This window comes from Variovorax sp. GW821-FHT10B04 (genome assembly GCF_059415645.1).
In genome coordinates this window covers 595,751-620,398 of sequence record NZ_JBWKNQ010000002.1, presented here as the reverse complement: position 1 = coordinate 620,398, position 24,648 = coordinate 595,751, and the positions used below count along the sequence as shown (strand labels likewise).

The window sequence follows — 24,648 nt, the reverse complement described above, 5'->3', positions numbered from 1 at the left end:
TCCGCCTTGGGACGGCCCGGCGGCGACCGCTCGACGACCGGCGAATTCGACCTGATCCGCCGCTACTTCCAGCGCCCCGCCAAGCGGTCGCCGCTCGGCATCGGCGACGACTGCGCGCTGCTCGCGCCGGCGCCGGGCATGCAGCTCGCCGTGTCGTCCGACATGCTGGTCGAGGGCCGGCACTTCCTGTCGACCGTCGAACCGGCTCGGCTCGGCCACAAGTCGCTCGCGGTCAACCTGAGCGACCTCGCGGCCTGCGGCGCGAAGCCGCTGGCCTTCACGCTCGCGCTGGCGCTGCCAGCGGTCGACGAGGGCTGGCTCGACGGCTTCTCGCGCGGCCTGTTCGCGCTGGCCGACGCGCACGGCTGCGAGCTGGTCGGCGGCGACACCACGCGCGGGCCGCTCAACATCTGCATCACCGTGTTCGGCGAAGTGCCGGCCGGCGCCGCGCTGCTGCGCTCCGGTGCGCGGGCCGGCGACGAACTCTGGGTCAGCGGCACGCTGGGCGACGCGCGCATGGCGCTCGAGGTGTTCCGCGGCACGCTGGCGCTGCCGGCGCCGCTGTTCGAGGTCGCGCGCACGCGCATGGAACGGCCGACGCCGCGCGTGGCGCTCGGGCTCGCGCTGCGCGGCATCGCCACCTCGGCGGTCGACGTGAGCGACGGCCTGCTCGGCGACCTCTCGCACATCCTGCGCGCGAGCGGCGTGGGCGCACAGGTCGACGCCGATGCGGCGGTCGGGCGGATCGTCATCGCGAGCGACACCCATCACGCCGATCGCCCCGCCGGCGGCTTCGACCCCGCACTGCTGCGCACCTGCGCGCTCTCGGGCGGCGACGACTACGAGCTGGTCTTCACCGCGCCGGCCGACGCCCATGCAGCCGTGCTGCAGGCCGGCCGCGACGCCGGCACCGCCGTGACGCGCATCGGCCGCATCGAGGCCGAGCCCGGCCTGCGCATCGTCGACGCGGCGGGCGCACCGATCGGCCAGCAGTTCGCATCCTTCGACCATTTCGCCTGATCGCTTCCACCGCCCGATCGCCCCGATGTCCGTAACGTCCGCAACCTCCGTGACCACGCCCACTTCCGTTCCCCTTCCCGCCGTGCTGCGCCCGACGATGCGCTTCATGCTCTCCCATCCCGCGCACGTCATTGCGCTGGGTTTCGGCTCGGGCCTGCCGCGCGTCGCGCCCGGTACGGTCGGCACGCTCTGGGCCTGGGTCGCCTTCCTGGTGCTGCAGCTGTGGTTCACGCCGACGACGATCGGCTGGATCATCCTGGCGTCGCTGCCGGTCGGCTGGTGGGCCTGCACAGTGACCGCGCGCCACATGAACGTGGCCGACCCCGGCGCCATCGTGTGGGACGAGGTCGTGGCCTTCTGGATCATCCTGTGGCTGGTCACGCCGGCCGGTCTGCTGGGCCAGACGATCGCCTTTGCGCTGTTCCGCTTCTTCGACGCCGTCAAGCCCGGCCCGGTGGCCTGGGCCGATGGCCTGTTCAAGCAGCGCGACGCGGTGCCCGGCCAGATGCGCTGGGCGGCCGCCGGCTTCGGCATCATCTTCGACGACCTGGTCGCCGCCTTCTGTACGCTGCTGGTGATCGCGCTCTGGCGCGCATGGTGAACACATGAACGACGCACTGCCTTCCATCGACATCGACGTGCCCTCGCTGACGCTGCAACTGGCGGCGCTGCTGCAGCGGAAGCACTGGATGATGGCCACCGCCGAGAGCTGCACCGGCGGCCTGATCGCCGGCGCCTGCACCGACCTCGCCGGCTCCAGCGCCTGGTTCGAGCGCGGCTTCGTCACCTATTCCAACGAGGCCAAGACCGAGCTGATCGGCGTCGACGCGGCGCTGATCGCGGCGCATGGCGCGGTGAGCGAACCGGTCGCGCGCGCGATGGCCGCGGGCGCCGTGGCGCATTCGCGCGCGCAGGTGTCGGTCGCCGTGACCGGCGTCGCGGGGCCGACCGGCGGATCGGCCGAGAAGCCGGTCGGCACCGTCTGGTTCGGCTGGTCGGTCGACGGGCAGCTGCGCACCGAGCGCCGCCGCTTCGACGGCGACCGTGCGGCCGTGCGAGCCGCCACCGTGCAGCACGCGCTGAACACGCTCGTCCTTCTTCTCCAACCCTGAAAGTTGCGCCATGAACTCCAACGAACAGACGATCCGCCGCTTCTACGATGCCTTCGCCAAGCTCGATGCCGCCACGATGGCCGCCTGCTATGCGCCCGACGCGAAGTTCGACGACGAGGTCTTCTCGCTGCGCGGCGCGCGCGAGATCGGCGGCATGTGGACCATGCTCTGCACCGCCACCCAGGCCAAGGGCGCCGACGTCTGGAAGCTGACGTACCGCGACGTGCAGGCCGACGCGGCCCAGGGCCAGGCGCACTGGGACGCGCACTATCGCTTCAGCGCCACCGGCCGCCTGGTCGACAACGCGATCGACGCGCGCTTCACCTTCACACCGGGCGGCCTGATCCAGACGCACCGCGACAGCTTCGGCTTCTGGACCTGGGCCCGCCAGGCGCTGGGCGTGCCCGGCCTGCTGCTGGGCTGGTCGCCCAGCCTGCGCCGCCAGGTGCGCAGCACCGGCGCACGCAACCTCGCCGCCTACCTTGCCCGCAAACCCTGAATCTCCAACCGACGACACACGCCATGGCCGACATCACGATCACCCAGAACACCGAGAAGCACCGCTACGAGGCCACGATCGGCGGCGAGCTCGCGGGCTACTGCGAATACAACCTGCTGACCGACGCGATCATGTTCACCCACACCGAAGTGCTCGAAGCCTTCGAGGGCCAGGGCGTGGGCTCGGCCATCGCGCGGCACGTGCTCGACGCGGCGCGCAGCGCGGGCCAGCACGTGATCCCGGTCTGCCAGTTCATTGCGGGCTACATCCGCAAGCACCGCGACTACGCCGACCTGGTGCGGGCGGACGTGCAGCGCGCCTTCAAGATCTGAGCACGCCTTCGGCAGCCCGCAGCGCGCGGTAGAGCGCCCGGAAGCGCCCGCGCCGCGCGCGGTGCGCAGGCGCCTGCGACGCATCGGGCACGAAGCGCGCACGCACCGGCGGCCGGGTGCAGACCTCGGCCACCGCGCCGCCGTCCGACAGCCAGGCCAGCCGCGCCGCGCCGAGCGCGCCGCCGGCCTCGCCGCCCTCGCCCAGCGCCAGCGGCACCTCCAGCACATCGGCCAGCAATTGCGCCCACCACGCGCTGCGCGCACCGCCGCCGACCAGCGCGAGATCGCCCTGCGGCGGCGTCAGCGTGTCGAGCCCGTCACGCAGGCCGAAGCTCACGCCCTCGACCACCGCATAGGCGATGTCGGCCGGCCCGTGCGCCTGCGTGAGCCCGAACAGCGCGCCGGTCGCGTTGGCGTCGTTGTGCGGCGAGCGCTCGCCCGACAGGTAGGGCAGGAACAGCGGTGCCGCGGCGCGGGCCTCGGCCGACAGCGTGGCGGCTGCGGCCAGCAGCGCGGGCTCGTCCGCGAAGCCGAAGCTGCGCGCGGCCCAGCTCACCGCGCTGGCGGCCGACAGCATCACCGACATCTGGTGCCAGCGGCCCGGCAACGCATGGCAGAAGGCATGGACGGCCTGCGCGGGGTTCGGCGCGAAGGCCGCGCCGCAGACGAAGATCACACCCGAGGTGCCGAGCGAAACAAAGCCCTGGCCGGCCTCGACCAGGCCCATGCCGACCGCGCTGGCCGCGTTGTCGCCCGCGCCGCCGGCGATCCGCACGTCGGCGCCCAGCCCCCAGCGCCGTGCCAGTTCGGGCTGGAGCGTGGCCGACACCTCGCTGCCCTCGACCAGACGCGGCATGTGATCGCGCGTGAGCCCGGTCGCGGCCAGCAACTCGTCCGACCAGTCGCGCGCGCCCACGTCGAGCCACAGCGTGCCGGCCGCGTCGGACATCTCGCTGACCGCGTCGCCGCTGAGCATGAAGCGCAGCCAGTCCTTCGGCAGCAGCACGCGGCGCACCTGCGCGAACAGCGCGGGCTCGTGCGCGCGCACCCAGAGCAGCTTGGGCGCAGTGAAGCCAGGCATCGCGAGGTTGCCCGCGATCTCGGCGAGGCGCGGCACGGCAGCGGTGAGCGCGGCGCATTCCGCGGCGCTGCGGCCATCGTTCCAGAGGATCGCCGGGCGCAGCACCGCACCCTGCGCGTCGAGCAGCACGGCGCCGTGCATCTGGCCCGACAGGCCGATCGCGCGCACCGCCGCGAGCGCCGCCGGATGCGCAGCGCGCAGCTGCTGCATCAGCGCTTCCAGCGCATCCCACCACTGCGCCGGCGATTGCTCCGACCACAGCGGCTGCGGCCGGCTCACCGTGAGCGGCACGCGCGCCACGCCGACGATGCGGTGCTCGCCGTCGAGCAGCAGGCCTTTCAGTTCGGAGGTGCCGAGGTCGAGTCCGAGGTACATGCGTTGGAAGGGTGAGGTGCGTTCAATGGGCTCCGCCAAAGCGGGAGTCGGTCTGCCGCCGGAATTCGCTGGGCGTCATGCCCTTGATCTCCAGGAAGCGACGGTTGAAGTTGGCGACGTTGTTGAAGCCGACCTGATAGCAGATGTCGGTCACGAGGTGGTCGGTCTGCATCAGCAGGTGGCAGGCGTTGTTGATGCGCACGCGGTTCACGAAATCGGTGAAGCTGTTGCCGGTGGAGCGCCGGAAGTAGCGGCTGAAGCGGCTCTCGCTCATGCCGAGTTCGGCGGCGACGTCGGCCAGCGCGATCGGCTCGGCCACGTTGTCGGTGATGCGGTTGACGATGACGTTGATGCGGTCGGCTTCCGGGTCGTCCTCGGCGCCGCGCATCTGCACGCTCGACAGCAGCCGGTAGTCGGTGCATTCGGCGAGGTCGGCCAGGTAGTCGCAGAAGGCCGCGATGCGCCGCAACCCGCGGGTCGCCTTGACGCGCGTCCAGTGCGCCTGCGCGCGCTCGGACAGGCCGAAGAACTCGATGCCGTGGCGCGCGCGCTCCAGCAGCTGCAGCACCTGCGCGAGCTCGGGGATCTCTTCCGCGGCGCGCTCGACCGGGTCGTGCCGGAACTGGATCACGAGGTCGCGCGTGTCCACGCCGCCCTCGGGCGTGTCGAGCGAGATCCAGTTGTGCGGCAGCCGCGGCCCGCACAGCACGAGATGGCCGGGCTGGAACGGACCGATCCAGTCGCCGACGAAGGCCTTGCCCGAAGTGCCGGTGATCAGGTGCAGCTCGTACTCGTCGTGGCAATGCCAGCGCGCGAGCGGGCTCGGGTAGCCGTGTGCCAGGCAGCGCACCCAACCGGCTTCTTCGGCGGCCTCGTAGCCGAGCGCGGGGGAACGGGCGTAGTCGCGTTCCAGTTCGGGCTGGCGCTGGCGCGGTGTCTGGCGGGCGCGGGCGGCGGTGGCCATGCGGGACTCCGTTCAGTGCGCGGTGGCAGGCTGCGCCGGAGCCCGCGCAGCCTCCGCATGCGCTTGCGCATCCGCGAGGAAGCCGCGCTCGGCTTCCTGCGTGGCGGGGTGGTCGAGCAGCTCGGCCAGCAGGGTCGGCGGAATCGTGATGGCGCCGACGCCGATCCGCAGCAGCGCCAGGTACGCCGCACGCGAACGCACGCTCGCGACCAGCAGCCGCATGCCGCTGCCGCCGACCAGCGATTGCATCTGCGCGATGCGCGCGAGGCCGTCGATGCCGGCGTCGTCCATGCGGCCCAGGTAGGGCGCGGCATAGGCGGCGCCGAGCTGCGCCGCGAAGTGCGCCTGCTCGGGCTCGTAGACGGCGGTGCAGGTGATGGGCACGCCGCGCGCGGCCAGTTCGGCCGTGGCGCGCAGGCCTTCGCGGGTGGCGGGGATCTTCACGACCAGTTGCCCGGTGTCGAATTCGGCGAGCAGCGCCTGCGCATCGGCCAGCATGCCGTCGACATCGGCCGACTGCACCTGCGCCTGGACCTGCCGCGCGCCGAGGCGCAGCGCCGCGTGCAACAGGCCGGGCAACGCATCGCGCGTGACGCCGGCACGCCGCATCAGCGTCGGGTTGGTGGTCACGCCGTGCACCACCGGATGCGGCAGGCAGGCCTGCAGCGCCGCGAGATCGGCGCTGTCGAGATAGAGATGGAAGGGCGTCGCTGCGTTCATGTCGCCATCATGGCGCGGCCGCAGCCGAAGCCACGGTCGCATCGAGCACCGACTGCACCTCGGCACGGCGCGGCGGGTCGGCGCCCTCGCGCGTGCAGTTGAGCGCGGCAGCGGTCGCGGCGAGCGCCAGCACGGCGCGCCAGCCGGCATCGGGCAGCGCATCGAGCTGCGCCAGCGTCTCGACGCCCTGCTCCAGCAGCCCGACCGACAGGCCGGCCGCGAAGGTGTCGCCAGCGCCGATGGTGTCGACCACGCGCACGGCCGGCGGCTGCACGTCGATCGGCGGATGGCCGCTGCGGTACAGCGTGGCGCCGTGCGCGCCGCGCGTGACCACGACGGCACGCGGCCCCATCGGCAGGAAGCGCGCGGCGGCCTCGGCCAGCGACGCACCTGGGGCCAGCGTGGCGGCGTCCTCGTCGCTGAACTTCAGCACGTCGCACAGACCGATCCAGCCGGGCAGCCGCGCGCGGTAGGCGTCGACATCGGGAATCAGGCTGAGCCGGACGTTCGGGTCGAACACCACGAGCCGCCGGCCGCGTTGCGAACGCACCAGATCGACGATGCGGCTGGCCGCCGGTTCGTGCAGCAGCGAGATCGAACCAAAGTGCAGGTAGCGGCAGTCGTCGGGCAGCACGGGCAGCTCGGCCGGCGCCCACTGCGTGTCGGCCGTGCCGTGCATGTAGAAGGCGTAGCGGTTGGTCTGCGGCGTGCGCTCGACGAAGGCCAGCGTCGACGGCGCATCGCTGCGCAGCACGAAGCGGGTGTCGATGCCGTTGCGCTGCATCCAGGCCAGCAGCCGCTCGCCGAACAGGTCGGTCGACAGCTGCGTGATGAAGCCGGTCGGCTGGCCGAGCCGGGCCACGGCGACCGCGCAGTTGGTCAGCGCGCCGCCTTCGTGGCCGTCGAAGCTCAGGCCCCGGGTGGCGGTGAAGTCGATCAGGGCTTCGCCTGCGAGTGCGATGCGCATGGGGCGTGTCCTTCCGTTGCGCGGCTCAGGCCGCGCTGGCGACGAAGCTTGCCACGCGCGCACTCGCACGGCGCAGCGCATCGACCAGCCGTGCGTCGCCCGCGAGCGGCCCCCACAGGCCGGTGTCGGCGCAGAAGGCGGCCACCGGGTCGGCCGCCGCGCAGATCGCGTGCGCCAGCCCTTCGTCCATGCCCTGGTCCTGGTAGGTGTAAGGCAGCGCGCCCGCATGCCAGCGCTGCAGGAAAGCCAGGAACAGCGCGGGCAGCATCGCGACGCTGTCGATCGGCTCGCCGCGCGCCAGCCGTTCGCGCACGGTCGGCGCGATGAAGCCCGGGATCTTCGAGAAGCCGTCGGCCGCCACGCGCTGGTTGGTGTCGCGGATCGCCGGATTGCCGAAGCGGTCGAGCACCACGTCGCGGTAGGCCGGCAGGTCGACCGGGCTCGGCGCGCCCGAGGTGCCGCTGTGGTCGAGGCACGGGATCACGTCGTCGGTCACGTAGTCGTAGGCCATCCGGCGGATCGCCGGCGTGTGCGTGCCTTCGTGGATGAACTGCAGCCCGACCAGCGTGCCGGCCCAGGCGATGCAGCTGTGGGTCGCGTTGAGCAGCCGGATCTTGGCCTCTTCGTAAGGCACGACCGAGTCGACCAGTTCGACGCCGACGCGCGCCCAGTCGGGCCGGCCAGCGACGAAGTCGTCTTCGATCACCCACTGGATGAAGCTCTCGCCGGTCACGGGCACGGCGTCGTCCCAGCCGGTGGCCTGCAGCACGCGCGCACGCAGCTCGGGCGGCGGACGCGGCGTGATGCGGTCGACCATCGCGTTCGGGCTGGTCGTGTTCGCGAGCGTCCAGTCGCGCAGTGCGAGGTCGTCGATGCGTTCCATGAACTCCAGCAGCCCGCCGCGAAAACGCTCGCCGTTGTGGCGCAGGTTGTCGCAATTGAGCAGCGTGATCGGGCCGGCGCCGGCGGCCTGGCGCGCGCGCAGGATCGCGCAGACCGCGCCGTAGATCGTCTGGCCGGCCTCGCCGCGGCGCGCGCGCGCGATGTCGGCGGCGAGGTCGGCGAAGGACAGGTCGAGCCGGTGGTGCGCATCGAGGTAGTAGCCGGCCTCGGTCACGGTGAAGGACAGGATGCGCGTGGCCGGATCGGCGCCGCGCGCGATCACCGCGGCCAGCGTCGGCTCGTACGACAGCACGTCGCGGATCGCGTCGATGCGCTGGTAGCGGTACTCGGCCGCGGGCGACACGGTCTCGAGCGTGTAGCGGCCGCCCTGCGCCTGCAGCGCGGCCATCACGTCGGCCATGTCGGGGCGGATGTTGGCGCCGGCCAGCGTCCAGCGCAGGTCGCCGGCGTCGTGCAGCGCCTGCAGGTAGACCGCCTGGTGCGCGCGGTGGAAGGAGCCGAGGCCCAGGTGCAGCACCACGAAGGCGCCAGGATCGGCAACGGGCGTTGCGGTGGAAGTCACGTCGAATCTCCGAGCGGATGGGAAGTGAAGGGAACGCTCAGGCCGCTGCGCCCACGGCGCGGCCTTCGCGGTTGAACAGGTGCAGCACCGACGGGTCGAGCTCCACGCCGACGGCGTCGCCGGCCTGCAGTGCGGTGCGCGCGTTCTGGCGTGCGATCAGCGGCGTGCCGGACACGTCGACGTGGATCAGCGTGTCGGCACCGAGCGCCTCGATCAGCTCGACGCGGCCCGGCACGCCGGCACCGTGGCCCGGATGCACGCGCAGGCCTTCGGGCCGCACGCCGAGAAAGCCGTCGCCGGGCAGCAGGCCGCCGGTCTGCGCCGAGAAGCTCGGGATCGCCGCGGCCGCGACCATGTTCATCGACGGCATGCCGATGAACTGCGCGACGAACTGGTTGGCCGGCCGGTCGTACAGCTCGAGCGGCGTGCCGACCTGCTCGATGCGGCCTTCGCGGAACACGACCACGCGGTCGGCCAGCGTCATCGCCTCGACCTGGTCGTGCGTGACGTAGATGGTGGTCGCGCCCAGCGCGCGATGCAGCTTGTGGATCTCGACGCGGGTGTTGCCGCGCAACGCGGCGTCGAGGTTGGACAGCGGCTCGTCGAACAGGAAGACCTTGGGCGCACGCACGATCGCGCGGCCGATCGCCACGCGCTGGCGCTGGCCGCCCGACAGCTCCTTGGGCGTGCGCGACAGGTAGGCCGTGAGGTTCAGCGTCTGCGCCGCATGCTCGACCTTGCGCCGGATCTCGTCCTTGGCGACGCCGGCCAGCTTGAGCGCGAAGGACATGTTGTCGTACACGCTCATGTGCGGATAGAGCGCGTAGCTCTGGAACACCATCGCGAGGTCGCGCTTGCCCGATGGCGTGTCGGTGATGTCGCGGCCGTCGAGCGTGAGCCGGCCGGCGGTGGTCGGCTCCAGCCCCGCGATCAGCCGCAGCAGCGTCGACTTGCCGCAGCCCGAAGGCCCGACGAAGACGATGAACTCGCCCTGGTGGATCGCCAGGTCGATGCCCTTGATGATGTGCGCATCGCCGAAGCTCTTGGTGATGCCGTCGAGTTGCAGGTAGGCCATGGATGTCTCCCTTGTGGTCATTTCACGGCGCCGAAGGTCAGGCCCTGGACGAGTTGTTTCTGGCTGAACCAGCCGAACACGACGATCGGCGCGATCGCCATCAGCGAGGCGGCCGAGAGCTTGGCCCAGAACAGGCCTTCGGGGCTGGAGTACTGCGAGATCAGCGTGGCCAGCGTGCCGGCCTTGGCCGACACCAGGTTGAGCGCCCAGAAGGCCTCGTTCCAGCTGAGCACCAGGCACAGCAGGCCGCAGGACGCGAGCCCGCCGACCGACAGCGGCAGCACGACGTGGCGGAACTCGGTCCAGAGGCTGGCGCCGTCCATGCGCGCGGCCTCGAGGATTTCGTTGGGAATGTCCTTGTAGCTGCTGTAGAGCATCCACACCATGATCGGCAGGTTCGACAGCGTGAACACGATGGTCAGCGCGCTCAGCGAGTCGAGCAGGCCGGCGTTCTGCGCCAGCACGTAGATCGGCACCAGCGCGCCGACCGCCGGCATCATCTTGGTGGAAAGCATCCACATCAGGATGTCGCGCGTGCGCTTCGTGCGGAAGAAGGCCATCGAATACGCCGCAGGCGCCGCGATCAGCAGGCCGAGCACCGTCGAACCCAGGCTGGTGATGAGCGAGTTGCGCGCGTACAGCAGGTAGTCGCTGCGCCGCTGCACCTCGCTGAAGTTGTCGAGCGTGGGCTCGAAGATGAACAGCGGCGGCACGTGGATCGCCTGCAGCTCGGTCTTGAAGGCCGTGAGGAACAGCCAGCCCAGCGGGAAGAACAGCAGCAGCGCGACCGCCCATGCCGCCACCGCGCGCAGGCTCTGAAGCAGGAAATTGGGTTGCATGGCGTGGCCCCTAGTCGAGATTTTTTCCGACGATGCGGATGAGGAAGGCCGCCACGATGTTCGCCAGCACCACCGCGAACAGCGCACCTGCAGAAGCCACGCCGACGTCGAAGTTCATCAGCGACTGCTTGAAGATCATGTACGTCAGGTTGGTGCTCTCGTTGCCCGGCCCGCCGTTGGTCGTGATCGCGATCTCGGCGAACACGCTGAGCAGGAAGATCATCTCGATCATGATCACCACGGCCATCGGACGGCCGAGGTGCGGAATGGTCAGATAGAAGAAGCGCTGGAAGGCGCTCGCGCCGTCCATGCGCGCGGCCTCCATCTGCTCGCGGTCGAGCGACTGCAGCGAGGTGATGAAGATCAGGCAGGCGAAGGGCAGCCATTGCCAGGCCACCATGATGATCACCGACAGCAGCGGCACGTCGGTGAGCCAATCGATCGGCGTCGCGCCGAAGAAGCGCCAGAGGTCGGCCAGCACGCCGTAGATCGGATTCATCATCATGTGCTTCCACAGCAGCGCGTTGACGGCGGGCATGACGAAGAAGGGCGAGATCAGCAGCACGCGCACGATGCCGCGCCCCGGGAACGGCTCGTTCACCAGCAACGCGAGCAGCACGCCGAAGACCACCGTGATGCCGATCACGCTGCCGATCAGCAGCAGCGTGTTGGACACGGCCGGCCAGAAATCCGGGTCGGTTACGAAGTAACCGAAATTCTCGAGCCCGGCGAACGGATGCTCGCCGGGCTGCATGAGGTTGTAGCTCACGAAGGAGAAGTACAACGTCATAAGCAGCGGCACGATCATCCAGAGGAAGAGCGTGGCCACGGCCGGAGCCATGAGTGCGCGGGGCAGGAGGCGTTTCATGTTCTATCCCTGAGCGTTGCCGGAGAATTCCAGGACGGCCGCGGAACCGGCTTTGCCGGTCCGCTGGCCGTGCCCCCTGCAAGGGGGTTGGCGAAGCGACACGCAGTGCGCGAAGCCTGGGGGTTTACTTGTAATACCCGGCCTTCTTCATCTCACGCTCCGCCGTCGTCTGCGACGTCTTCAGCGCCTGGTCGACCGTGACCTTGCCCGACAGCGCCGCGCTCATCTGCTGGCCGACCGCCACGCCGATCGCCTGGAACTCGGGGATCGCCGCGTACTGCACGCCGACGTACGGCGACTTGGGCAGGGTGCTGTCGCTCAGGTTGGTGCTGTCGATCGCCTTCTTCTCGGCTTCGGCAAACTTGGCCGCCTTCTGGAACTCGGGGTTCGCATAGGTCGACTTGCGCGTGCCGGTCGGCACCGCGCCCCAGCCCTGCTCCTTGGCGACCAGCTGGATGTACTCCTTGGAGGTCGCCCACTTCACGAAGGTCTGCGCAGCGGCGGCCTTGGTCGAGCTCGCGGGGATCGCGAGGTTCCAGGTCCAGAGCCAGTTCGCGCCCTTCGGCGTGACCGCGACCGGCGCCTGCGCGAAAGCCACCTTGTCGGCCACCTTCGACTGCTTCGGGTCGCTGATGAAGGACGCCGCGATGGTCGCGTCGACCCACATGCCGCACTTGCCTTCGTTGAACAACGCGAGGTTCTCGTTGAAGCTGTTGGCCGAGGCACCCGGCGGGCCGTAGGCCTTCATCAGGTCGACGTAGAAGCCGATCGCGTCCTTCCAGGGCTTGGTGTCGATCTGCGGCTTCCACTGCATGTCGAACCACTGGCCGCCGTTGGTGTTGACCATCGTGGTCAGCAGCGCCATGTTGTCGCCCCAGCCCGGCTTGCCGCGCAGGCACATGCCGTAGACGCCGGCCTTCGGGTCATGGATCTTGCCGGCCAGTTCCTTCACCTGCACCCAGGTCGGCTGCTCGGGCATCTTGAAGCCGACCTTGTCGGCCAGGTCCTTGCGGTACATCAGCATCGAGCTCTCGCCGTAGAACGGCGAGGCGTAGAGCTTGCCCTCGTACGACAGGCCAGCGCGGATCGCGGGCAGCAGGTCGTCGGCGTCATAGGCGGCATCGGTGGCGATCGGCGTGAGCCAGCCCTTCTTCGACCAGATCGGCGCTTCGTACAGGCCGATGGTCATCACGTCGAACTGGCCGCCCTTGGTCGCGATGTCGGTGGTCACGCGCTGGCGCAGCGTGCCTTCCTCCAGCGTGACCCATTTGAGCTTGATGTCCGGGTACGCCTTCTCGAAGACCGGCGTGAGCTTCTGCATCTCGATCATGTGGCCGTTGTTGACGGTCGCAATGACCAGTTCGGTGGCGGCGTGGGCGAACCCGGTGGCGGCGAGCGCGGCGATCAGGCCGGCTTGGGCGAAGCGCTTCATGTGTGTCTCCTGTTGTCGGCGCCAGGCGGTCGCCGTGGGCGGAATTCTGGAGATTCATGGATGCAGTTTTGGTACTGCATTTGCCCTCACTGGTACTTTCTTGCACCAAATGCCTAGTGAAATCCCTAGTTGATGGGATTCAGGATGCAAAAGCACGCCTGAATGAGCGGTCGAACTTCGCTTGCCTAAGGCCGTCGGGGCGGATCTGTCCACTCAACTTCAGTTTAGTTAACAACTTGAAACTTTAGTTACGATTGAAAAGTCCGCTTTCAGTCAGCTAACCGGAAGGCAGACGTCAAAACTTTACAAGGCAAAAAGATGAGTATCTGGATGAGGGTGATGGCCGGTGTCGCGTTGTGCGCGGGCCTTGCAGCATGTGGGGGTGGTGGTGGCGGAGGAGAAAGCGCACCACCTCCATTGACCGCGACGGTGTCGGTGAACGGCAGCGCGGCAACGGCGGGCACGGACGGCCAGTACGCGGTCAAGCCGGGCGATGCGGTCGAGATCGTGCCGAGCCAGGCGGCGGATTGGACCGGCAGCGGCAGCGACGCCGCCGTGACGCTGCGCAACGCGACGACGACGCCGACCAAGTGGACGGCACGCATCGTGAATGCCAAGCCGCAGAGCTTCACGTACACCGCGAGCGCCAAGGCGACCGCCAATGCCTCGCTGACCAAGGACATCGTCCTGAAGGTCGCCGCCGGCGACGCGCGCAACGGCGAGTACCGCGTGTATGCGACATCGGGCACGCAGCTCAAGCTGCGCATGGACTTCGACATCCGTGCCTACGACATGGTCGCTGGCGACGGCACGACGCTGTCCGACGAGTTCAGCGCCGTCGCCGACGAGCCGGGCACCTTCGCCTTCAAGTCGAGCCGCGTGTCCACGGTGGCCAACATCGCACGCTTCCGCATCGCGACCGATGCGGTGATCGGTGCCTTCCCGTTCGACGACGCATTCGTGGCCGGCACGTATTCGATCCGGCCGTTCATCGCCGTGCGCAAGCTGGTGACGCAGCAGGCCGATCTGGCGGGTGTGTACAACCGGGTCGGCATTCAGCACTACCGCGCCGCCGCATCCAGTTCGAACATCCTCCAGCTGCAAGTGCTCGCAGGAGGCACCCAGCTCCTGATGTGCAGCTCGCAGATCATCTACAGCGTGCCCAACTGCACCGGCTACCTCCAACCCTATACGGTGACGGCATCGGAAGAAGCCGGCGTCTGGAACATCGTCAACACCATCAATCCGGCCGACGGCGGCCGAATGGTGATTGCCGACGTGGGCGGTGAACGCATGTACCTGTCCGCAGGCAAGAGCGCGACGCTGCCCGACATGGCCGTGTGGCGCATCGGCGTGGCCGACGCACCGGACTGGAATGCCGCAACCGCCTATGGCGCGTCCACAACCCCGAACTGGGGCAAGATCTTGATGACGCAGAACGACTACGTGCGCACCATCCTTCGTTCGGACGGCACGACCGGCTCGGCGACGAGCACTGTCACTCTGAACGGGCCGTCATCACCGTCCGGCCTGCGCCAGATCGATCTCCTGGGCAATACCTACTTCGGTGTGCGCAACAGCAAGGTGTTCGCAGCGGTCGGTGCGGCGAACCTCACCACCGGCGGCTACGTGCTGCTCAGCGCCTTCGAATAACGCGAGCGCTCAGGCGCCGTGGCACTTCTTGAACTTCTTGCCGCTGCCGCAGGGGCAAGGGTCGTTGCGCCCCGGCGTCGCTTCCTTCCGGACGGTCTCGACCCGCGGGCCCATGCTCTTCCAGAGCTGGCGCAGGTCGTAGACCGCCCAGATCGCCTCGCCGAAATCGTCGAGCCGCTTCTGGCTCAGGCTCGGCGGGCCGTCCTCGCTGAACATCGAGACTTCCGGCTTGCCGGTGTCGTCCTCGGTCAGCGCGACGATCGCGGTCAGCGCGTCGTCCAGCATCTGCGCGGCTTCCTTGTCGCGCGGCGGTGCCCAGTCCTCGGGCCAGTTTTCCACCGCATACATGAAGCCGAGCGCCCAGACCTGGGCGAACGACGGGATCGCCTCGCCGGCCACTTCGGCGCGCTCTTCCTCGGGCAGCGAAGCGATGGCGCCGCGGGTATCGAGCACCTCCGGCTGGTAGCTGCGGTCGTCGTCGAGCGTGCGGACATCGGCGTCCAGCGCCTGCTCGATCTCGTGCCAGCGGCGCTTCCAGTGCCAGACGAATTCCATGCGTTGCGCGGGCACGAAGCTGTCGCCGAGCACCATCGGCCAATACTCGGCGGGCGGGATCGGGCGGCGCGAGCAGATCAGCGCAGCCATGAAGCCTTCGCAGAATTCCCACTGGGGAATCTCCTCGTCCTGCTCGCGCATGGCGTCGAGTTCGGCATCGAGCAGGTCGAAGTCCTCGGGGCCCATCGGCGCAGCGTCCGCGCTGGCGGGTGCCGAAGTGGTGGAAGGTGTGGGTGCCGGAGTGCCGGTCGGATCGTCGGGGTGGGTCATCGTACGTCTAGGAGTCAGCCCTCTATGATGCAGCAGGCTCCCGGAGAGAGAACATAACCACGTCCACGATTCCCCGATTTCCGGTCCGCTACATCGCACTCGCCCTGTGCGTGGCGGGCCTCGCCATCTGCATCGGCGCCGTCGTCGCCGTCCCGCAGGCCTGGCTGGCCTGGATCGGCTTCGCCGTCTTCGCCGTGCTCAGCGCGGTCGGCGCGCACGACCTGCAGCAGGCGCCGCACGCCATCCTGCGCAACTACCCCGTCATCGGCCATCTGCGCTTCCTGCTGGAATTCATCCGGCCGGAGATGCGCCAGTACTTCATCGAGAGCGACAGCGAAGCCGCGCCCTTCTCGCGCGCGCAACGCTCGCTGGTCTACCAGCGCGCCAAGGGCGAGCCCGACAACCGGCCCTTCGGCACGCAGCTGGACGTGAGCGCCGCCGGCTACGAGTGGATCAACCACTCGATGCAGCCGACGAAGCTGGTCGACCACGACTTCCGCATCGTGATCGGCGGCGCGCCCAACCCGGCCTCGCCCGCGGGCACGACCTGCACCCAGCCCTATGACGCGAGCGTCTTCAACATCTCGGCGATGAGCTTCGGCGCACTGTCGGCCAACGCCATCCTGGCGCTGAACCAGGGCGCGAAGATGGGCGGCTTCGCGCACGACACCGGCGAAGGCTCGATCTCGCAGCACCACCGCGTGCACGGTGGCGACCTGATCTGGGAAATCGGCTCCGGCTACTTCGGCTGCCGCAACGACGACGGCACCTTCAGCGAAGAGCGCTTCGTCGAGAACGCGCGCGACCCGCAGGTGCGGATGATCGAGATCAAGCTCAGCCAGGGCGCCAAGCCCGGCCACGGCGGCGTGCTGCCGGCGCCGAAGGTCACGGGTGAGATCGCGGCGGCGCGCGGCGTGCCGATCGGGGTGGACTGCATTTCGCCGTCGTCGCACAGCGCCTTCGGCACGCCGGTCGCGATGATGGAATTCGTCGCCCGGCTGCGCGTGCTGTCGGGCGGCAAGCCGGTCGGCTTCAAGTTCTGCCTCGGGCATCCGTGGGAATGGTTCGCGATCGTCAAGGCGATGCAGTCGACCGGCATCACGCCCGACTTCATCGTGGTCGACGGCGCCGAGGGCGGTACCGGCGCGGCGCCGGTGGAGTTCAGCGACCACGTCGGCGCACCGCTGCAGGAAGGCCTGCTGCTGGTGCACAACACGCTGGTCGGCGTCGGCCTGCGCGACCGCATCAAGCTCGGCTGCGCGGGCAAGGTGATCACCGCCTTCGACCTGGCGCGGATGATGGCGCTCGGCGCCGACTGGTGCAACGCCGGGCGCGGCTTCATGATGGCGCTGGGCTGCATCCAGGCGCAGAGCTGCCACACCGGCAACTGCCCGACCGGCGTGGCCACGCAGGACCCGCTTCGCCAGCAGGCGCTGGTGGTGCCGACCAAGGCCGACCGCGTGCGCAACTTCCACCGCAGCACGCTGCACGCGCTGCAGGAGCTGGTGCAGGCCGCGGGGCTCGCGCATCCGCAGCAGATCACCGCGCACCACATCGTGCGGCGCATTTCCGACACCGAGGTGCGGCTGCTGAGCAATCTGGTGATGCAGGTCGCGCCCGGCGCACTGCTCGGTCCGCTGGACGACCAGCACACGGTGTTCCGCAATTACTGGCCGCTGGCGAGCGCGGACAGCTTTCAACCGTTGACGCGGGGAGCGGCACTGGCGGCATGAACCCTTTGCGACGATTCAGCAGCAGCAGCGGCGGCGGCCTCCGGTCGCCGGCAGGCAAGAACCCACGCCACGGTGCCGTCACGGCGGTCGAGCCGGGCGACTACGCCGGATTCCTCGCGGCGATGCTGCCGCAGCAGGCCGGCGCCGTGGAAAGCCATCGCTTCGGCGGCGAGCGCGTCTGGCTGAAGAAGGCCGGCCCGCGGCACGGCAAGCTCGGCTACCACGTGCTCGCCCTGTTGGCGGCGGCCCTGCAACTCGACATGCTCAAGCCGGTGCCCAACCCCGGCGGCGACGCGGCCATCGCGATCGAGGCGCAGCGGCTGCGCGAGCTCGGGGCCGCCGGACTGCGCGTGCCCGCCGTGCTGGCGCAGCAGACGGACGGCCTGCTGATCTCCGACCTCGGCCAGAACGGCCGCCCTGCCGTCGTCCTGCTCGAACGGCTGGAGCAGGCGGCCGTCACCGGCCCGGCGGCACTGATGGCGGCATGGCGAGACGGGCTGGCGGCCATCGCCGCCGTGCATGCGCACGGCCTCTACCTGAGCCAGGCCTTCGTGCGCAACCTGATGCACTGCCCGGACGGCGTGATCGGCTACATCGACTTCGAGGACGATCCCGGCGCAACGCTGAGCCTGGCCGAGTGCCAGACGCGCGACTGGCTCAGCTACCTGCATTCCACGGCGCTGCTGGTGTACGGCGCGGCGCCGCACGCGGCGGGCGCCCATTGGCATGCCGTGCTCGAGGCTGCCGACGCGCCGGTGCGCGAACGTCTCGCGCTGGCGGCGCGCCGCATGCGCTGGCTGCGCCATCTGCCCGCCGGCCGCCGCTGGGGCCGCGATACGCAGCGCGTGCGGGCCGCCGGGCTGCTGCTCGCGCGCTGGTACGGCGCACGCGCGGACTGAGCGCCTAGTACGTCGGCGACACCGCCACGCCCAGCGTGGCGAGCCGCTTGCGCATTGCCAGCACCGCGTGGTCCTTGCTCAGCAGCCGTGCACGGTGCGCCACCGCGAGGTCGATGAAGATCTGGTCGTCCGGGTCCTTGCAGACGAAGGGCGCGCGGGCCGGTTGCGCGTCGATCGACAGAACCTGCGCATCGAAGGCCGCCAGCACGGCCGATGGCTCGCGCACACTCTTCTGCAGGCGTTTCGCGATCAGCGGATAGCCAAGCACGCGCGCGAGTTCGTCGCGCATCGGCCCGGTCGCGATCCAGCGCAGCTCGCCCGCCGCCAGGGCCGCGCGCAGCGGCGCCCAGCAGGGGTCGTCGAACACGAGCAGGTCGAGCGCGATGTTGGTGTCGATGACGATCATGTCGGGCGGCTGCGCAGGCCGTTCACACCTTCTCGCGCGCCGAGCCCGCCACCATGTCGAAACGGAACAGCCGGCATTCGATCGGCCCGTTCCACATCGGCACGCGGCGCGATTCCTTCAGCCGCATCTGCTTGGGCAGCTTGAGGTCGGGCGTCAGCACCCAGGCGGTCCAGCCGGCGTAGTTCTTCTTCCAGTGGCTCGCGAGCTGCGGGAAGAACTCGCCGCCGTCTCCGCTTTCGCTCTGGGCGGACTCACGGGCGCCGAAGCGCGCGGTACCGGCCACGCCACCGACCTCGATGCGCTCGCCGTAAGGCGGATTGAGCACGATGACACCGGACTCGGCCGGCGGCATGCGCTGCAACGCGTCGCCGCCGCGGAACTCGATCTGCGCAGCGACGCCCGCGCGCTCGGCATTGCGCTCGGCGAAGTCGACCATCCGGTGCGACACGTCGGAGCCGAAGATGCGCGGCGCTGAAGCCTCGGAGGCCTCGGAGGTTTCAGGCACGGCTTCGTTCTGCAGCGCCGACCACACGTGCGGCTGGAACGGCAGCAGTTTCTCGAAGCCGAAGCGCCGCAGCGAGCCCGCAGGAATATGCGACGCGATCTGCGCGGCCTCGATGGCGATCGTGCCGCTGCCGCAGCAGGGGTCGTACAGCGGCTGGTCCGCGACTTCGCCGGTTTCCGGGTTCCACCAGCCGCTGGCAGCCAGCATGGCGGCGGCCAGCGTTTCCTTCAGTGGCGCGTCACCCTTGTCCTGTCGCCAGCCGCGCTTGAAGAGCGGCTCGCCGGAGGTGTCGATGTACAGCGTGCAGGTGTCGGTGGTCAGGTGCGCGAAGACGCGGCAATCGGGCCACTGGGTCTCGATGCTCGGCCGGACGCCGCCGGCCTTGGCGCGAAAGCGGTCGGCAATGGCGTCCTTGATGCGCAGCGTCGCGAAGTTCAGGCTCTGCAACGGGCTGTGCTGCGCGGTGGTCTCGATCTTGAAGGTCTGCTTCGGCGTGAACCAGATCTCCCAGGCCACACCGCTCGCGATGGCATACAGGTCGTTCTCGCTGCGGTAGTTCGCGTGCGCCAGCTCGACCAGCACGCGCTGCGCCAGGCGGCTGTGGAGATTGAGCTTCATCGCGTCGCGCCACGAGCCGCGCACGTAGACGCCCCCGCGCGACGCCATCAGGTCGTCGCCGGCGAGGCCGGTCAAGCCATGCACCTCCTGGGCGAGAAAGTCCTCCACGCCGGCGGCGCAGGGCAGGAAAAGATGGAGTTGGTTCATAGGGTCGTGCGCTGAAAACGGCGCTGCCCGATTGTCACCGCATGACAACCGCACGCACGCCACCCGGCGCGGGCGTCATGGCTGCGCCTTATAGTGCGTGCGGACTTACTCCCACCGCACGCATGCCGTCCTCGCCCGCCCCGTCGAAGCGCGCGCCCGCCCAGTTCGCGGTGCAGTGCGAGGTGCTGCGCCTCAGCACCCAGCCGCTCGGCCCGATGCTGGCGGTCCAGTACCTCCTCAACTGCGGTGTCGCGGCGATCTTCGCCTGGCAGTACTCGCTGCCGCGCGCACTGGCCTGGATGCTGCTGATCACGCTGGTGACGGGCATGCGCGGCCTGCTGCCGCAGCGCATGCCGGCGGTCTTCACGCCCGACAGCCTGCGCCAGGCCCAGCGCGAACACACGCTGCGCACCGGCATCTGGGAATTCGCGCACGGCGCGGCCGGCGTGCTGCTGTTCAACCCCGCCGAACCCGTTCAGCAGATGCTGCTCGGACTGATCGTGATGGGCATGACGCTGTCGTCCGCGTTCTCGGTGTCCTTCTACGTGCCGGCGACGCAGCTGGCGATCGCGCTGCTGCTCGTGCCGGTGATCGCGATGGGGCTGATCGCGGGCTCGTCGACCATGATGGCCGTTGCGCTGGTCGGCATCGGCCTGCTCGCCATGGTCTGGAAACTGGTGGCCGACCACGCGCGGCAACTCGAGGAGAACATCGGCCTGCGCCTGAACGAAAGCACGCTGCGCGAGCAGGCGATGGCGGGGCTGCGCGAATCGGAACGCGCCCAGGCCGAACGGCTTCGCTTCTTCTCCGCCGCCAACCACGACCTGCGGCAACCCGTGATGGCGATCGGCCTGCAGTCCGAGGTTCTGCGCGAGCAGTTGCGCGATGGCGCACCGGCACGCCAGGTGCAGGTCACGGTCGACTCGCTCACGCGCGCGCAGCAGGCGCTCGAGGCGCTGACCAATCAGTTGCTCGAGATCGGCCGCATCGAGGCTGCGGCCGACGCCTTCGCCCCGTCCGCCGTAGCCCTGGCGCCGTTGCTGCGCGATCTCGCCCGGCTGGACGACGGCGGCCGGATCCACGTGCGATGCCCGGCCGACGCGGTGGCCTGGACCGACCCGGTGTCGCTGCGGCGCATCCTTGCGAACCTCGTCGACAACGCGATCAAGTTCGCACCGCACGGCCGGGTGCTGCTGGCCTGCCGGCGGCGCCCGGGCGGCTGGCGCGTCGAGGTGCGCGACGGCGGCATCGGCATCGCGCCGGAAGCGCAGGACCGCGTGTTCGGCGACTTCGAACAGGTCGGAAACACCGAGCGCAACCTGCAGCGCGGCCATGGCCTGGGCCTGGCGATCGTGCGCCGGCTCGCGCAGAAGCTCGGGCTGATGCTCACGCTGCGCTCGGTACCCGGCCGCGGCTCGGTGTTCGGCTTCGTGGTTCCCGAGGCGCCGCCAGGCATGGACACGCCGGCGCTGCACGTCGAGCCGCCGCACGCGAGCGACGACATCGACATCGATCGCAGCGGCGACGCCCTGCGACCCGGCCTGGCCGTGCTGGTGATCGAAGACAACGCGGTCGTCGCGGACAGCCTCGCCGCGCTGCTGCGCCTGTGGGGCGCCACGCCGCGCATCTACGAGAGTGCGGCCGAAGCGCTGGCGCTGGCCGACCTGCATGCGGTCGACGTGGCGCTGTGCGACATCCGGCTTCCCGGCGAACTCGACGGCATCGCGCTGGCCGAACGGCTGCAGACGCTCCAGCCCGCGCTCACGATCGCGCTGGTGTCGGCCGACATCGACGGCGCTGCGCGCAAGCTCGCGAAGGCGCATGGCTGGCATTCGCTGCGCAAGCCCGTTCAGCCGGCCGAACTGCGGGCCGTGCTGCAAGCGGCCGACCGGCGCGCGGCCGGCGTTCACTGACGCGCCGACGCGCGGCAGCCGGGCGGAAGAACCTCAGAGCGCCTTGCGAAGGTTCGCCGGCGCGATGCGCAGCGCTTCGCGGTATTTGGCGACCGTGCGGCGCGCGCAGTCGATGCCCTGTTCCTTCAGCATTTCCGAGATCTGGCTGTCCGACAGCGGCTTCTTCACGCTTTCGGAGCTGACGAACTGCTTGATCAGCGCGCGCACCGCCGTGCTCGACGCGTTGCCGCCGGTCTCGGTGCCGAGCGCCGAGCCGAAGAAGTACTTGAGCTCGACCGTGCCGTACGGCGTCGACATGTATTTGGCGGTGGTCACCCGGCTGATGGTCGACTCGTGCAGGCCGAGCTCGTCGGCGATCTCGCGCAGCACCAGCGGGCGCATCGCCAGTTCGCCGTGGATGAAGAAGCTCTTCTGGCGTTCGACGATCGCGTTGGACACGCGCAGGATCGTGTCGAAGCGCTGCTGGATGTTCTTGATGAACCAGCGCGCTTCCTGCAGCCGTTGCGACAGCGCCTGGCTGCCTTCGCCCTTGTGCGACTTGAGCGCACCGGCGTAGATGTCGTGCACGCGCAGGCGCGGCATCACGTCGGGATTGAGCATCACCCTGAACTTGATGTTGGTGCCGCGGCCGGTGCGCGTGACGATCACGTCCGGCACGATCACGTTGCGCTCCACGTCGACGAAGCGCCGGCCCGGCTTGGGCTCGAGCGTGGCGATCAGCTGCAGCGCGCTGCGCACCTCGTCCTCGTTGCTGCGCGTGAGCGTGGCCAGGCGCTTGAAGTCGCGCCGCGCCAGCAGTTCCATCGGCTGCTTGCAGATGGCGATGGCGGTCTTGCGGATCTGGCGCTCTTCGTCGTCGTCCTGCGGAGAAGCCAGCGCCTTGAGCTGGATCGACAGGCATTCGCCGAGGTCGCGCGCCCCGACACCGACCGGCTCCAGGCTCTGCAGCAGGCCGAGCGCGACCTGGAAGTGATGCACCAGGTCGTCGAACTGGTCGTTGTCGTCGCCCGCCAGCCCGGAGGCCAGCGAGGGCAGCGTGTCTTCCAGGTAGCCGTCGTCGTTGAGCGACTCGATCAGGAAGCGCAACGCCGCGCGGTCGTTCTCGCCGAGCCGCAGGCTCAGCGCCTGGCGATGCAGGAAGGACTGCAGCGACTCCTGGCTGCGCGCCAGTTCGGTGGCATCGGCACGCTCGTCGTCGCCCAGGTTGTTGTTGCGCGCGGGTGCGTCGCCGCCCCACTCGCTGTCGTCGGGTGTGAGTTCGACCGTGCCGTCGCCTTCCCAGTCGGGCTGCGCCTCGACCGCGTCGACGGTCGCCGGTTCGGCCTCGGTGGTGGTGGAAGTCTCCGTGGTCGTCGAGGACGAGGTGGACGCCCCGGGGCTGAAATCGTCGTCGCGCGGCGGCGGCGCATCGGCCGTGTCCACGCCGAATTCCTCGCGCGCCGCTTCTTCCGCGGTGCGCTCGAGGAACGGGTTCTCGTCGAGCATCTGCTCGACTTCCTGGCTCAGCTCGAGCGTCGACAACTGCAGCAGCCGGATCGACTGCTGCAACTGGGGCGTGAGCGCGAGATGCTGCGAAACGCGCAGCGACAAGCCCTGTTTCATGCGGCGTGTGGAACCTGCGTATGTGCCATCACATCCTGAAATGCTCGCCGAGGTACACGCGCCGCACCTCTGCGTTGTCGACGATCTCTGATGGTGTGCCCTTCGCGAGCACGTGCCCGTCGCTGATGATGAATGCGTGGTCGCAAATGCCCAAGGTCTCGCGCACGTTGTGATCGGTGATCAGCACGCCGATTCCGCGCTCCTTGAGGAAGCTGATGATCCGCTGGATCTCGATGACGGCGATCGGGTCGATGCCCGCGAAAGGCTCGTCCAGCAGGATGAAGCGCGGCTGCGTGGCCAGTGCGCGCGCAATCTCGACGCGGCGGCGTTCGCCGCCGGACAGCGCAAGCGCGGGCGAGGCGCGCAGATGGTCCACGCGCAGGTCGTTCAGCAGTTCGCTCAGCCGCTCCTCGATGCGCTGCCGCGACAGCGGCACCGGGCGGCCGGCCGCGTCGGGCTCGGTCTGGAGCTCGAGCACCGCGCGCACGTTTTCCTCGACCGACAGCTTTCGGAAGATCGACGCTTCCTGCGGCAGATAGCTCAGGCCCATGCGTGCCCGACGGTGGATCGGCATGTGCGCGATCGGCTCGCCGTCGATGGTGATGTCGCCTGCATCGGCGCGCACCAGCCCGACGATCATGTAGAAGGACGTGGTCTTGCCGGCGCCGTTCGGGCCGAGCAGCCCGACGACTTCGCCCTTCTGCACGTCGAGCGACACGTCCTTGACCACCTTGCGGCTGCCGTAGCTCTTCTGCAGCCCGCGCACCTCGAGGCGGCTGCCCGGCTCGGTGGCACGGGAAGACGGGAGGGTCGTTGAAGCGGCCGTCACTTGCGTGGTTCCCCGCCACCCAGCGTGGTGGTCGACCGCAGGCCGGTGCCCGGTGCGGGTGTCGGTGTGGCCGCACCGGCCGGCGCCGAGGCGGCCGCCTTCGGCGTGAGGATCGCCCGCACGCGGCTGCCGCGTTCACCGGTCGCGATGCTTGCATCCGGCGGCATCGGCGCACCGTTGACGGTGAAGGTGTCGTTGCTCTGGTCGTAGATGATCAGTGCGCCGGTCGTTTCGTCGTTCGGCGTGGCACCCAGCAGGCGCCGCATCACGGCGCGCCGGATGAACTTGACGTTGTCGGCGCGGCTGTCGTATTCGATGACTTCGGACTCGCCCTCCGTCCACTCGTCGGTACCGGTGTCGCGCTTTTGCTTGTAGTACGCAAGTTTGCCTGGCGCTGCGGTAACGACGCCGTACTGGTAGCCCTCGGGATCCTGCCGGACGTCGATGCGCGCGCCGCGGATGATGATCGTGCCCTTGGTCACGACCACGTTGCCGGTGAACACGCTGGTCTGCTTGAGGTCGTCGTAGCGCAACGCATCGGCCTCGATGTTCATCGGTTTGGCCCGATCGGCCTTCTCGGCCTGGGCCGCCGGCCACAGCGCGGCCAAGGCGAGCACGCACAGGGCAGCGCGGACGACGGGGATGAAGGAGGAGAAGGTTCTGTTCATAAAGGCACGAAACTTGCTGAACGATTGTATGCGTCTGTGAAAAGTCCCCCGAAGACGCGCAAGTGAAAAAGCCCGCCGAGGCGGGCTTCAGCAGCGTGTGC

Annotated in this window: 24 protein-coding genes; 9 read left to right on the top strand and 15 right to left on the bottom strand. The window is 69.3% G+C overall.

The window, feature by feature from the left end:
- The first annotated feature begins 6 nt into the window (after positions 1 to 6).
- From thiL to AC07PZ_RS07915, 5 genes are all read left to right on the top strand, one after another.
- A complete protein-coding gene (thiL, locus tag AC07PZ_RS07935; RefSeq protein WP_495294501.1) occupies positions 7 to 1,020 on the top strand; it encodes a thiamine-phosphate kinase in 1,014 nt (337 codons plus the stop codon).
- A gap of 97 nt (positions 1,021 to 1,117) precedes the next feature.
- The gene (locus tag AC07PZ_RS07930; protein WP_495294565.1) at positions 1,118 to 1,621 is read left to right on the top strand and encodes a phosphatidylglycerophosphatase A family protein; all 504 of its coding nucleotides are present in this window, start codon (positions 1,118 to 1,120) and stop codon (positions 1,619 to 1,621) included.
- A 4-nt stretch (positions 1,622 to 1,625) separates the two neighbouring features.
- Entirely contained in the window at positions 1,626 to 2,132 is a 507-nt protein-coding gene (locus tag AC07PZ_RS07925; protein ID WP_495294500.1) for a CinA family protein, read from the top strand.
- A gap of 10 nt (positions 2,133 to 2,142) precedes the next feature.
- Positions 2,143 to 2,631 carry a nuclear transport factor 2 family protein gene (locus AC07PZ_RS07920; RefSeq protein ID WP_495294499.1) on the top strand — a complete coding sequence of 163 codons (489 nt, stop codon included), beginning with the start codon at positions 2,143 to 2,145 and terminating at the stop codon, positions 2,629 to 2,631.
- Between the two features lie 23 nt (positions 2,632 to 2,654).
- Positions 2,655 to 2,963 (top strand): GNAT family N-acetyltransferase, encoded by a 309-nt coding sequence (locus AC07PZ_RS07915; protein WP_495294498.1) that lies wholly within the window; start codon positions 2,655 to 2,657, stop codon positions 2,961 to 2,963.
- On the opposite strand, the gene xylB is transcribed toward AC07PZ_RS07915, so the two are convergent.
- The 9 genes from xylB to AC07PZ_RS07870 form a co-directional block, all read right to left on the bottom strand.
- The gene (gene xylB / locus AC07PZ_RS07910; protein WP_495294497.1) at positions 2,953 to 4,419 is read right to left on the bottom strand and encodes a xylulokinase; all 1,467 of its coding nucleotides are present in this window, start codon (positions 4,417 to 4,419) and stop codon (positions 2,953 to 2,955) included. The genes AC07PZ_RS07915 and xylB overlap by 11 nt on opposite strands.
- A 22-nt stretch (positions 4,420 to 4,441) precedes the next feature.
- Positions 4,442 to 5,383 (bottom strand): AraC family transcriptional regulator, encoded by a 942-nt coding sequence (locus tag AC07PZ_RS07905; RefSeq protein ID WP_495294496.1) that lies wholly within the window; start codon positions 5,381 to 5,383, stop codon positions 4,442 to 4,444.
- Between the two features lie 12 nt (positions 5,384 to 5,395).
- Complete coding sequence (locus tag AC07PZ_RS07900; protein ID WP_495294495.1) at positions 5,396 to 6,103, bottom strand: transaldolase family protein; 708 nt, start codon at positions 6,101 to 6,103, stop codon at positions 5,396 to 5,398.
- Positions 6,104 to 6,110: 7 nt separating this feature from the next.
- Positions 6,111 to 7,070 carry a carbohydrate kinase family protein gene (locus tag AC07PZ_RS07895; protein ID WP_495294494.1) on the bottom strand — a complete coding sequence of 320 codons (960 nt, stop codon included), beginning with the start codon at positions 7,068 to 7,070 and terminating at the stop codon, positions 6,111 to 6,113.
- A gap of 25 nt (positions 7,071 to 7,095) precedes the next feature.
- Positions 7,096 to 8,490 carry a D-arabinitol 4-dehydrogenase gene (dalD, locus tag AC07PZ_RS07890; RefSeq protein WP_495294564.1) on the bottom strand — a complete coding sequence of 465 codons (1,395 nt, stop codon included), beginning with the start codon at positions 8,488 to 8,490 and terminating at the stop codon, positions 7,096 to 7,098.
- 82 nt (positions 8,491 to 8,572) lie between these two features.
- The gene (locus tag AC07PZ_RS07885; protein WP_495294493.1) at positions 8,573 to 9,610 is read right to left on the bottom strand and encodes an ABC transporter ATP-binding protein; all 1,038 of its coding nucleotides are present in this window, start codon (positions 9,608 to 9,610) and stop codon (positions 8,573 to 8,575) included.
- 17 nt (positions 9,611 to 9,627) lie between these two features.
- A complete protein-coding gene (locus AC07PZ_RS07880; protein WP_495294492.1) occupies positions 9,628 to 10,449 on the bottom strand; it encodes a carbohydrate ABC transporter permease in 822 nt (273 codons plus the stop codon).
- A gap of 10 nt (positions 10,450 to 10,459) precedes the next feature.
- Entirely contained in the window at positions 10,460 to 11,317 is an 858-nt protein-coding gene (locus AC07PZ_RS07875) for a carbohydrate ABC transporter permease (RefSeq protein WP_495294491.1), read from the bottom strand.
- Between the two features lie 124 nt (positions 11,318 to 11,441).
- The gene (locus tag AC07PZ_RS07870) at positions 11,442 to 12,749 is read right to left on the bottom strand and encodes an ABC transporter substrate-binding protein (RefSeq protein ID WP_495294490.1); all 1,308 of its coding nucleotides are present in this window, start codon (positions 12,747 to 12,749) and stop codon (positions 11,442 to 11,444) included.
- A gap of 318 nt (positions 12,750 to 13,067) precedes the next feature.
- On the opposite strand from AC07PZ_RS07870, the gene AC07PZ_RS07865 reads away from it, so the two are divergent.
- Positions 13,068 to 14,402 (top strand): hypothetical protein, encoded by a 1,335-nt coding sequence (locus tag AC07PZ_RS07865; protein ID WP_495294489.1) that lies wholly within the window; start codon positions 13,068 to 13,070, stop codon positions 14,400 to 14,402.
- 9 nt (positions 14,403 to 14,411) lie between these two features.
- On the opposite strand, the gene AC07PZ_RS07860 is transcribed toward AC07PZ_RS07865, so the two are convergent.
- A complete protein-coding gene (locus AC07PZ_RS07860) occupies positions 14,412 to 15,227 on the bottom strand; it encodes a UPF0149 family protein (RefSeq protein WP_495294488.1) in 816 nt (271 codons plus the stop codon).
- Between the two features lie 110 nt (positions 15,228 to 15,337).
- Here AC07PZ_RS07860 and AC07PZ_RS07855 point away from each other — a divergent pair, with 110 nt between their 5' ends.
- Positions 15,338 to 16,960 (top strand): FMN-binding glutamate synthase family protein, encoded by a 1,623-nt coding sequence (locus AC07PZ_RS07855; RefSeq protein WP_495294487.1) that lies wholly within the window; start codon positions 15,338 to 15,340, stop codon positions 16,958 to 16,960.
- A complete protein-coding gene (locus AC07PZ_RS07850; RefSeq protein WP_495294486.1) occupies positions 16,957 to 17,859 on the top strand; it encodes a BUD32 family EKC/KEOPS complex subunit in 903 nt (300 codons plus the stop codon). The genes AC07PZ_RS07855 and AC07PZ_RS07850 overlap by 4 nt, the downstream gene beginning before the upstream one ends.
- Positions 17,860 to 17,863: 4 nt before the next feature.
- Here the strand turns inward: AC07PZ_RS07850 and AC07PZ_RS07845 are convergent, their stop codons facing one another.
- Together AC07PZ_RS07845 and AC07PZ_RS07840 are read right to left on the bottom strand one after the other, a co-directional pair.
- Positions 17,864 to 18,265 (bottom strand): PIN domain-containing protein, encoded by a 402-nt coding sequence (locus AC07PZ_RS07845; RefSeq protein ID WP_495294485.1) that lies wholly within the window; start codon positions 18,263 to 18,265, stop codon positions 17,864 to 17,866.
- A 22-nt stretch (positions 18,266 to 18,287) separates the two neighbouring features.
- Positions 18,288 to 19,535, bottom strand: coding sequence for a THUMP domain-containing class I SAM-dependent RNA methyltransferase (locus AC07PZ_RS07840; RefSeq protein WP_495294484.1), 1,248 nt, complete (start codon positions 19,533 to 19,535; stop codon positions 18,288 to 18,290).
- Between the two features lie 122 nt (positions 19,536 to 19,657).
- Between AC07PZ_RS07840 and AC07PZ_RS07835 the strand changes: the two genes are divergently transcribed.
- A complete protein-coding gene (locus AC07PZ_RS07835) occupies positions 19,658 to 21,448 on the top strand; it encodes an ATP-binding response regulator (protein ID WP_495294483.1) in 1,791 nt (596 codons plus the stop codon).
- A 33-nt stretch (positions 21,449 to 21,481) separates the two neighbouring features.
- Here the strand turns inward: AC07PZ_RS07835 and AC07PZ_RS07830 are convergent, their stop codons facing one another.
- The 3 genes from AC07PZ_RS07830 to lptA are packed head-to-tail and all read right to left on the bottom strand — an operon-like array spanning position 21,482 to position 24,547.
- Positions 21,482 to 23,050, bottom strand: a complete 1,569-nt coding sequence (locus tag AC07PZ_RS07830; protein ID WP_495294482.1) for an RNA polymerase factor sigma-54 — start codon at positions 23,048 to 23,050, stop codon at positions 21,482 to 21,484.
- Positions 23,051 to 23,078: 28 nt separating this feature from the next.
- The gene (lptB, locus tag AC07PZ_RS07825) at positions 23,079 to 23,879 is read right to left on the bottom strand and encodes an LPS export ABC transporter ATP-binding protein (protein WP_495294481.1); all 801 of its coding nucleotides are present in this window, start codon (positions 23,877 to 23,879) and stop codon (positions 23,079 to 23,081) included.
- Positions 23,876 to 24,547, bottom strand: coding sequence for a lipopolysaccharide transport periplasmic protein LptA (lptA, locus tag AC07PZ_RS07820; protein ID WP_495294480.1), 672 nt, complete (start codon positions 24,545 to 24,547; stop codon positions 23,876 to 23,878). The genes lptB and lptA overlap by 4 nt, the downstream gene beginning before the upstream one ends.
- Between the last annotated feature and the right edge of the window lie 101 nt (positions 24,548 to 24,648).

What these genes read in the sequence shown, in the direction of transcription:
- AC07PZ_RS07880 (WP_495294492.1), bottom strand. Translation starts at nt 10,449, where the DNA reads ATGCAACCCAATTTCCTGCTTCAGAGCCTGCGCGCGGTGGCGGCATGG.
- lptA (WP_495294480.1), bottom strand. Translation starts at nt 24,547, where the DNA reads ATGAACAGAACCTTCTCCTCCTTCATCCCCGTCGTCCGCGCTGCCCTG.
- AC07PZ_RS07885 (WP_495294493.1), bottom strand. Translation starts at nt 9,610, where the DNA reads ATGGCCTACCTGCAACTCGACGGCATCACCAAGAGCTTCGGCGATGCG.
- AC07PZ_RS07845 (WP_495294485.1), bottom strand. Translation starts at nt 18,265, where the DNA reads ATGATCGTCATCGACACCAACATCGCGCTCGACCTGCTCGTGTTCGAC.
- AC07PZ_RS07870 (WP_495294490.1), bottom strand. Translation starts at nt 12,749, where the DNA reads ATGAAGCGCTTCGCCCAAGCCGGCCTGATCGCCGCGCTCGCCGCCACC.
- AC07PZ_RS07850 (WP_495294486.1), top strand. Translation starts at nt 16,957, where the DNA reads ATGAACCCTTTGCGACGATTCAGCAGCAGCAGCGGCGGCGGCCTCCGG.
- AC07PZ_RS07905 (WP_495294496.1), bottom strand. Translation starts at nt 5,383, where the DNA reads ATGGCCACCGCCGCCCGCGCCCGCCAGACACCGCGCCAGCGCCAGCCC.
- AC07PZ_RS07930 (WP_495294565.1), top strand. Translation starts at nt 1,118, where the DNA reads ATGCGCTTCATGCTCTCCCATCCCGCGCACGTCATTGCGCTGGGTTTC.
- AC07PZ_RS07895 (WP_495294494.1), bottom strand. Translation starts at nt 7,070, where the DNA reads ATGCGCATCGCACTCGCAGGCGAAGCCCTGATCGACTTCACCGCCACC.
- AC07PZ_RS07920 (WP_495294499.1), top strand. Translation starts at nt 2,143, where the DNA reads ATGAACTCCAACGAACAGACGATCCGCCGCTTCTACGATGCCTTCGCC.
- AC07PZ_RS07865 (WP_495294489.1), top strand. Translation starts at nt 13,068, where the DNA reads ATGAGTATCTGGATGAGGGTGATGGCCGGTGTCGCGTTGTGCGCGGGC.
- AC07PZ_RS07860 (WP_495294488.1), bottom strand. Translation starts at nt 15,227, where the DNA reads ATGACCCACCCCGACGATCCGACCGGCACTCCGGCACCCACACCTTCC.
- xylB (WP_495294497.1), bottom strand. Translation starts at nt 4,419, where the DNA reads ATGTACCTCGGACTCGACCTCGGCACCTCCGAACTGAAAGGCCTGCTG.
- AC07PZ_RS07835 (WP_495294483.1), top strand. Translation starts at nt 19,658, where the DNA reads ATGCCGTCCTCGCCCGCCCCGTCGAAGCGCGCGCCCGCCCAGTTCGCG.
- AC07PZ_RS07830 (WP_495294482.1), bottom strand. Translation starts at nt 23,050, where the DNA reads ATGAAACAGGGCTTGTCGCTGCGCGTTTCGCAGCATCTCGCGCTCACG.
- AC07PZ_RS07925 (WP_495294500.1), top strand. Translation starts at nt 1,626, where the DNA reads ATGAACGACGCACTGCCTTCCATCGACATCGACGTGCCCTCGCTGACG.
- AC07PZ_RS07840 (WP_495294484.1), bottom strand. Translation starts at nt 19,535, where the DNA reads ATGAACCAACTCCATCTTTTCCTGCCCTGCGCCGCCGGCGTGGAGGAC.
- AC07PZ_RS07875 (WP_495294491.1), bottom strand. Translation starts at nt 11,317, where the DNA reads ATGAAACGCCTCCTGCCCCGCGCACTCATGGCTCCGGCCGTGGCCACG.
- AC07PZ_RS07915 (WP_495294498.1), top strand. Translation starts at nt 2,655, where the DNA reads ATGGCCGACATCACGATCACCCAGAACACCGAGAAGCACCGCTACGAG.
- AC07PZ_RS07900 (WP_495294495.1), bottom strand. Translation starts at nt 6,103, where the DNA reads ATGAACGCAGCGACGCCCTTCCATCTCTATCTCGACAGCGCCGATCTC.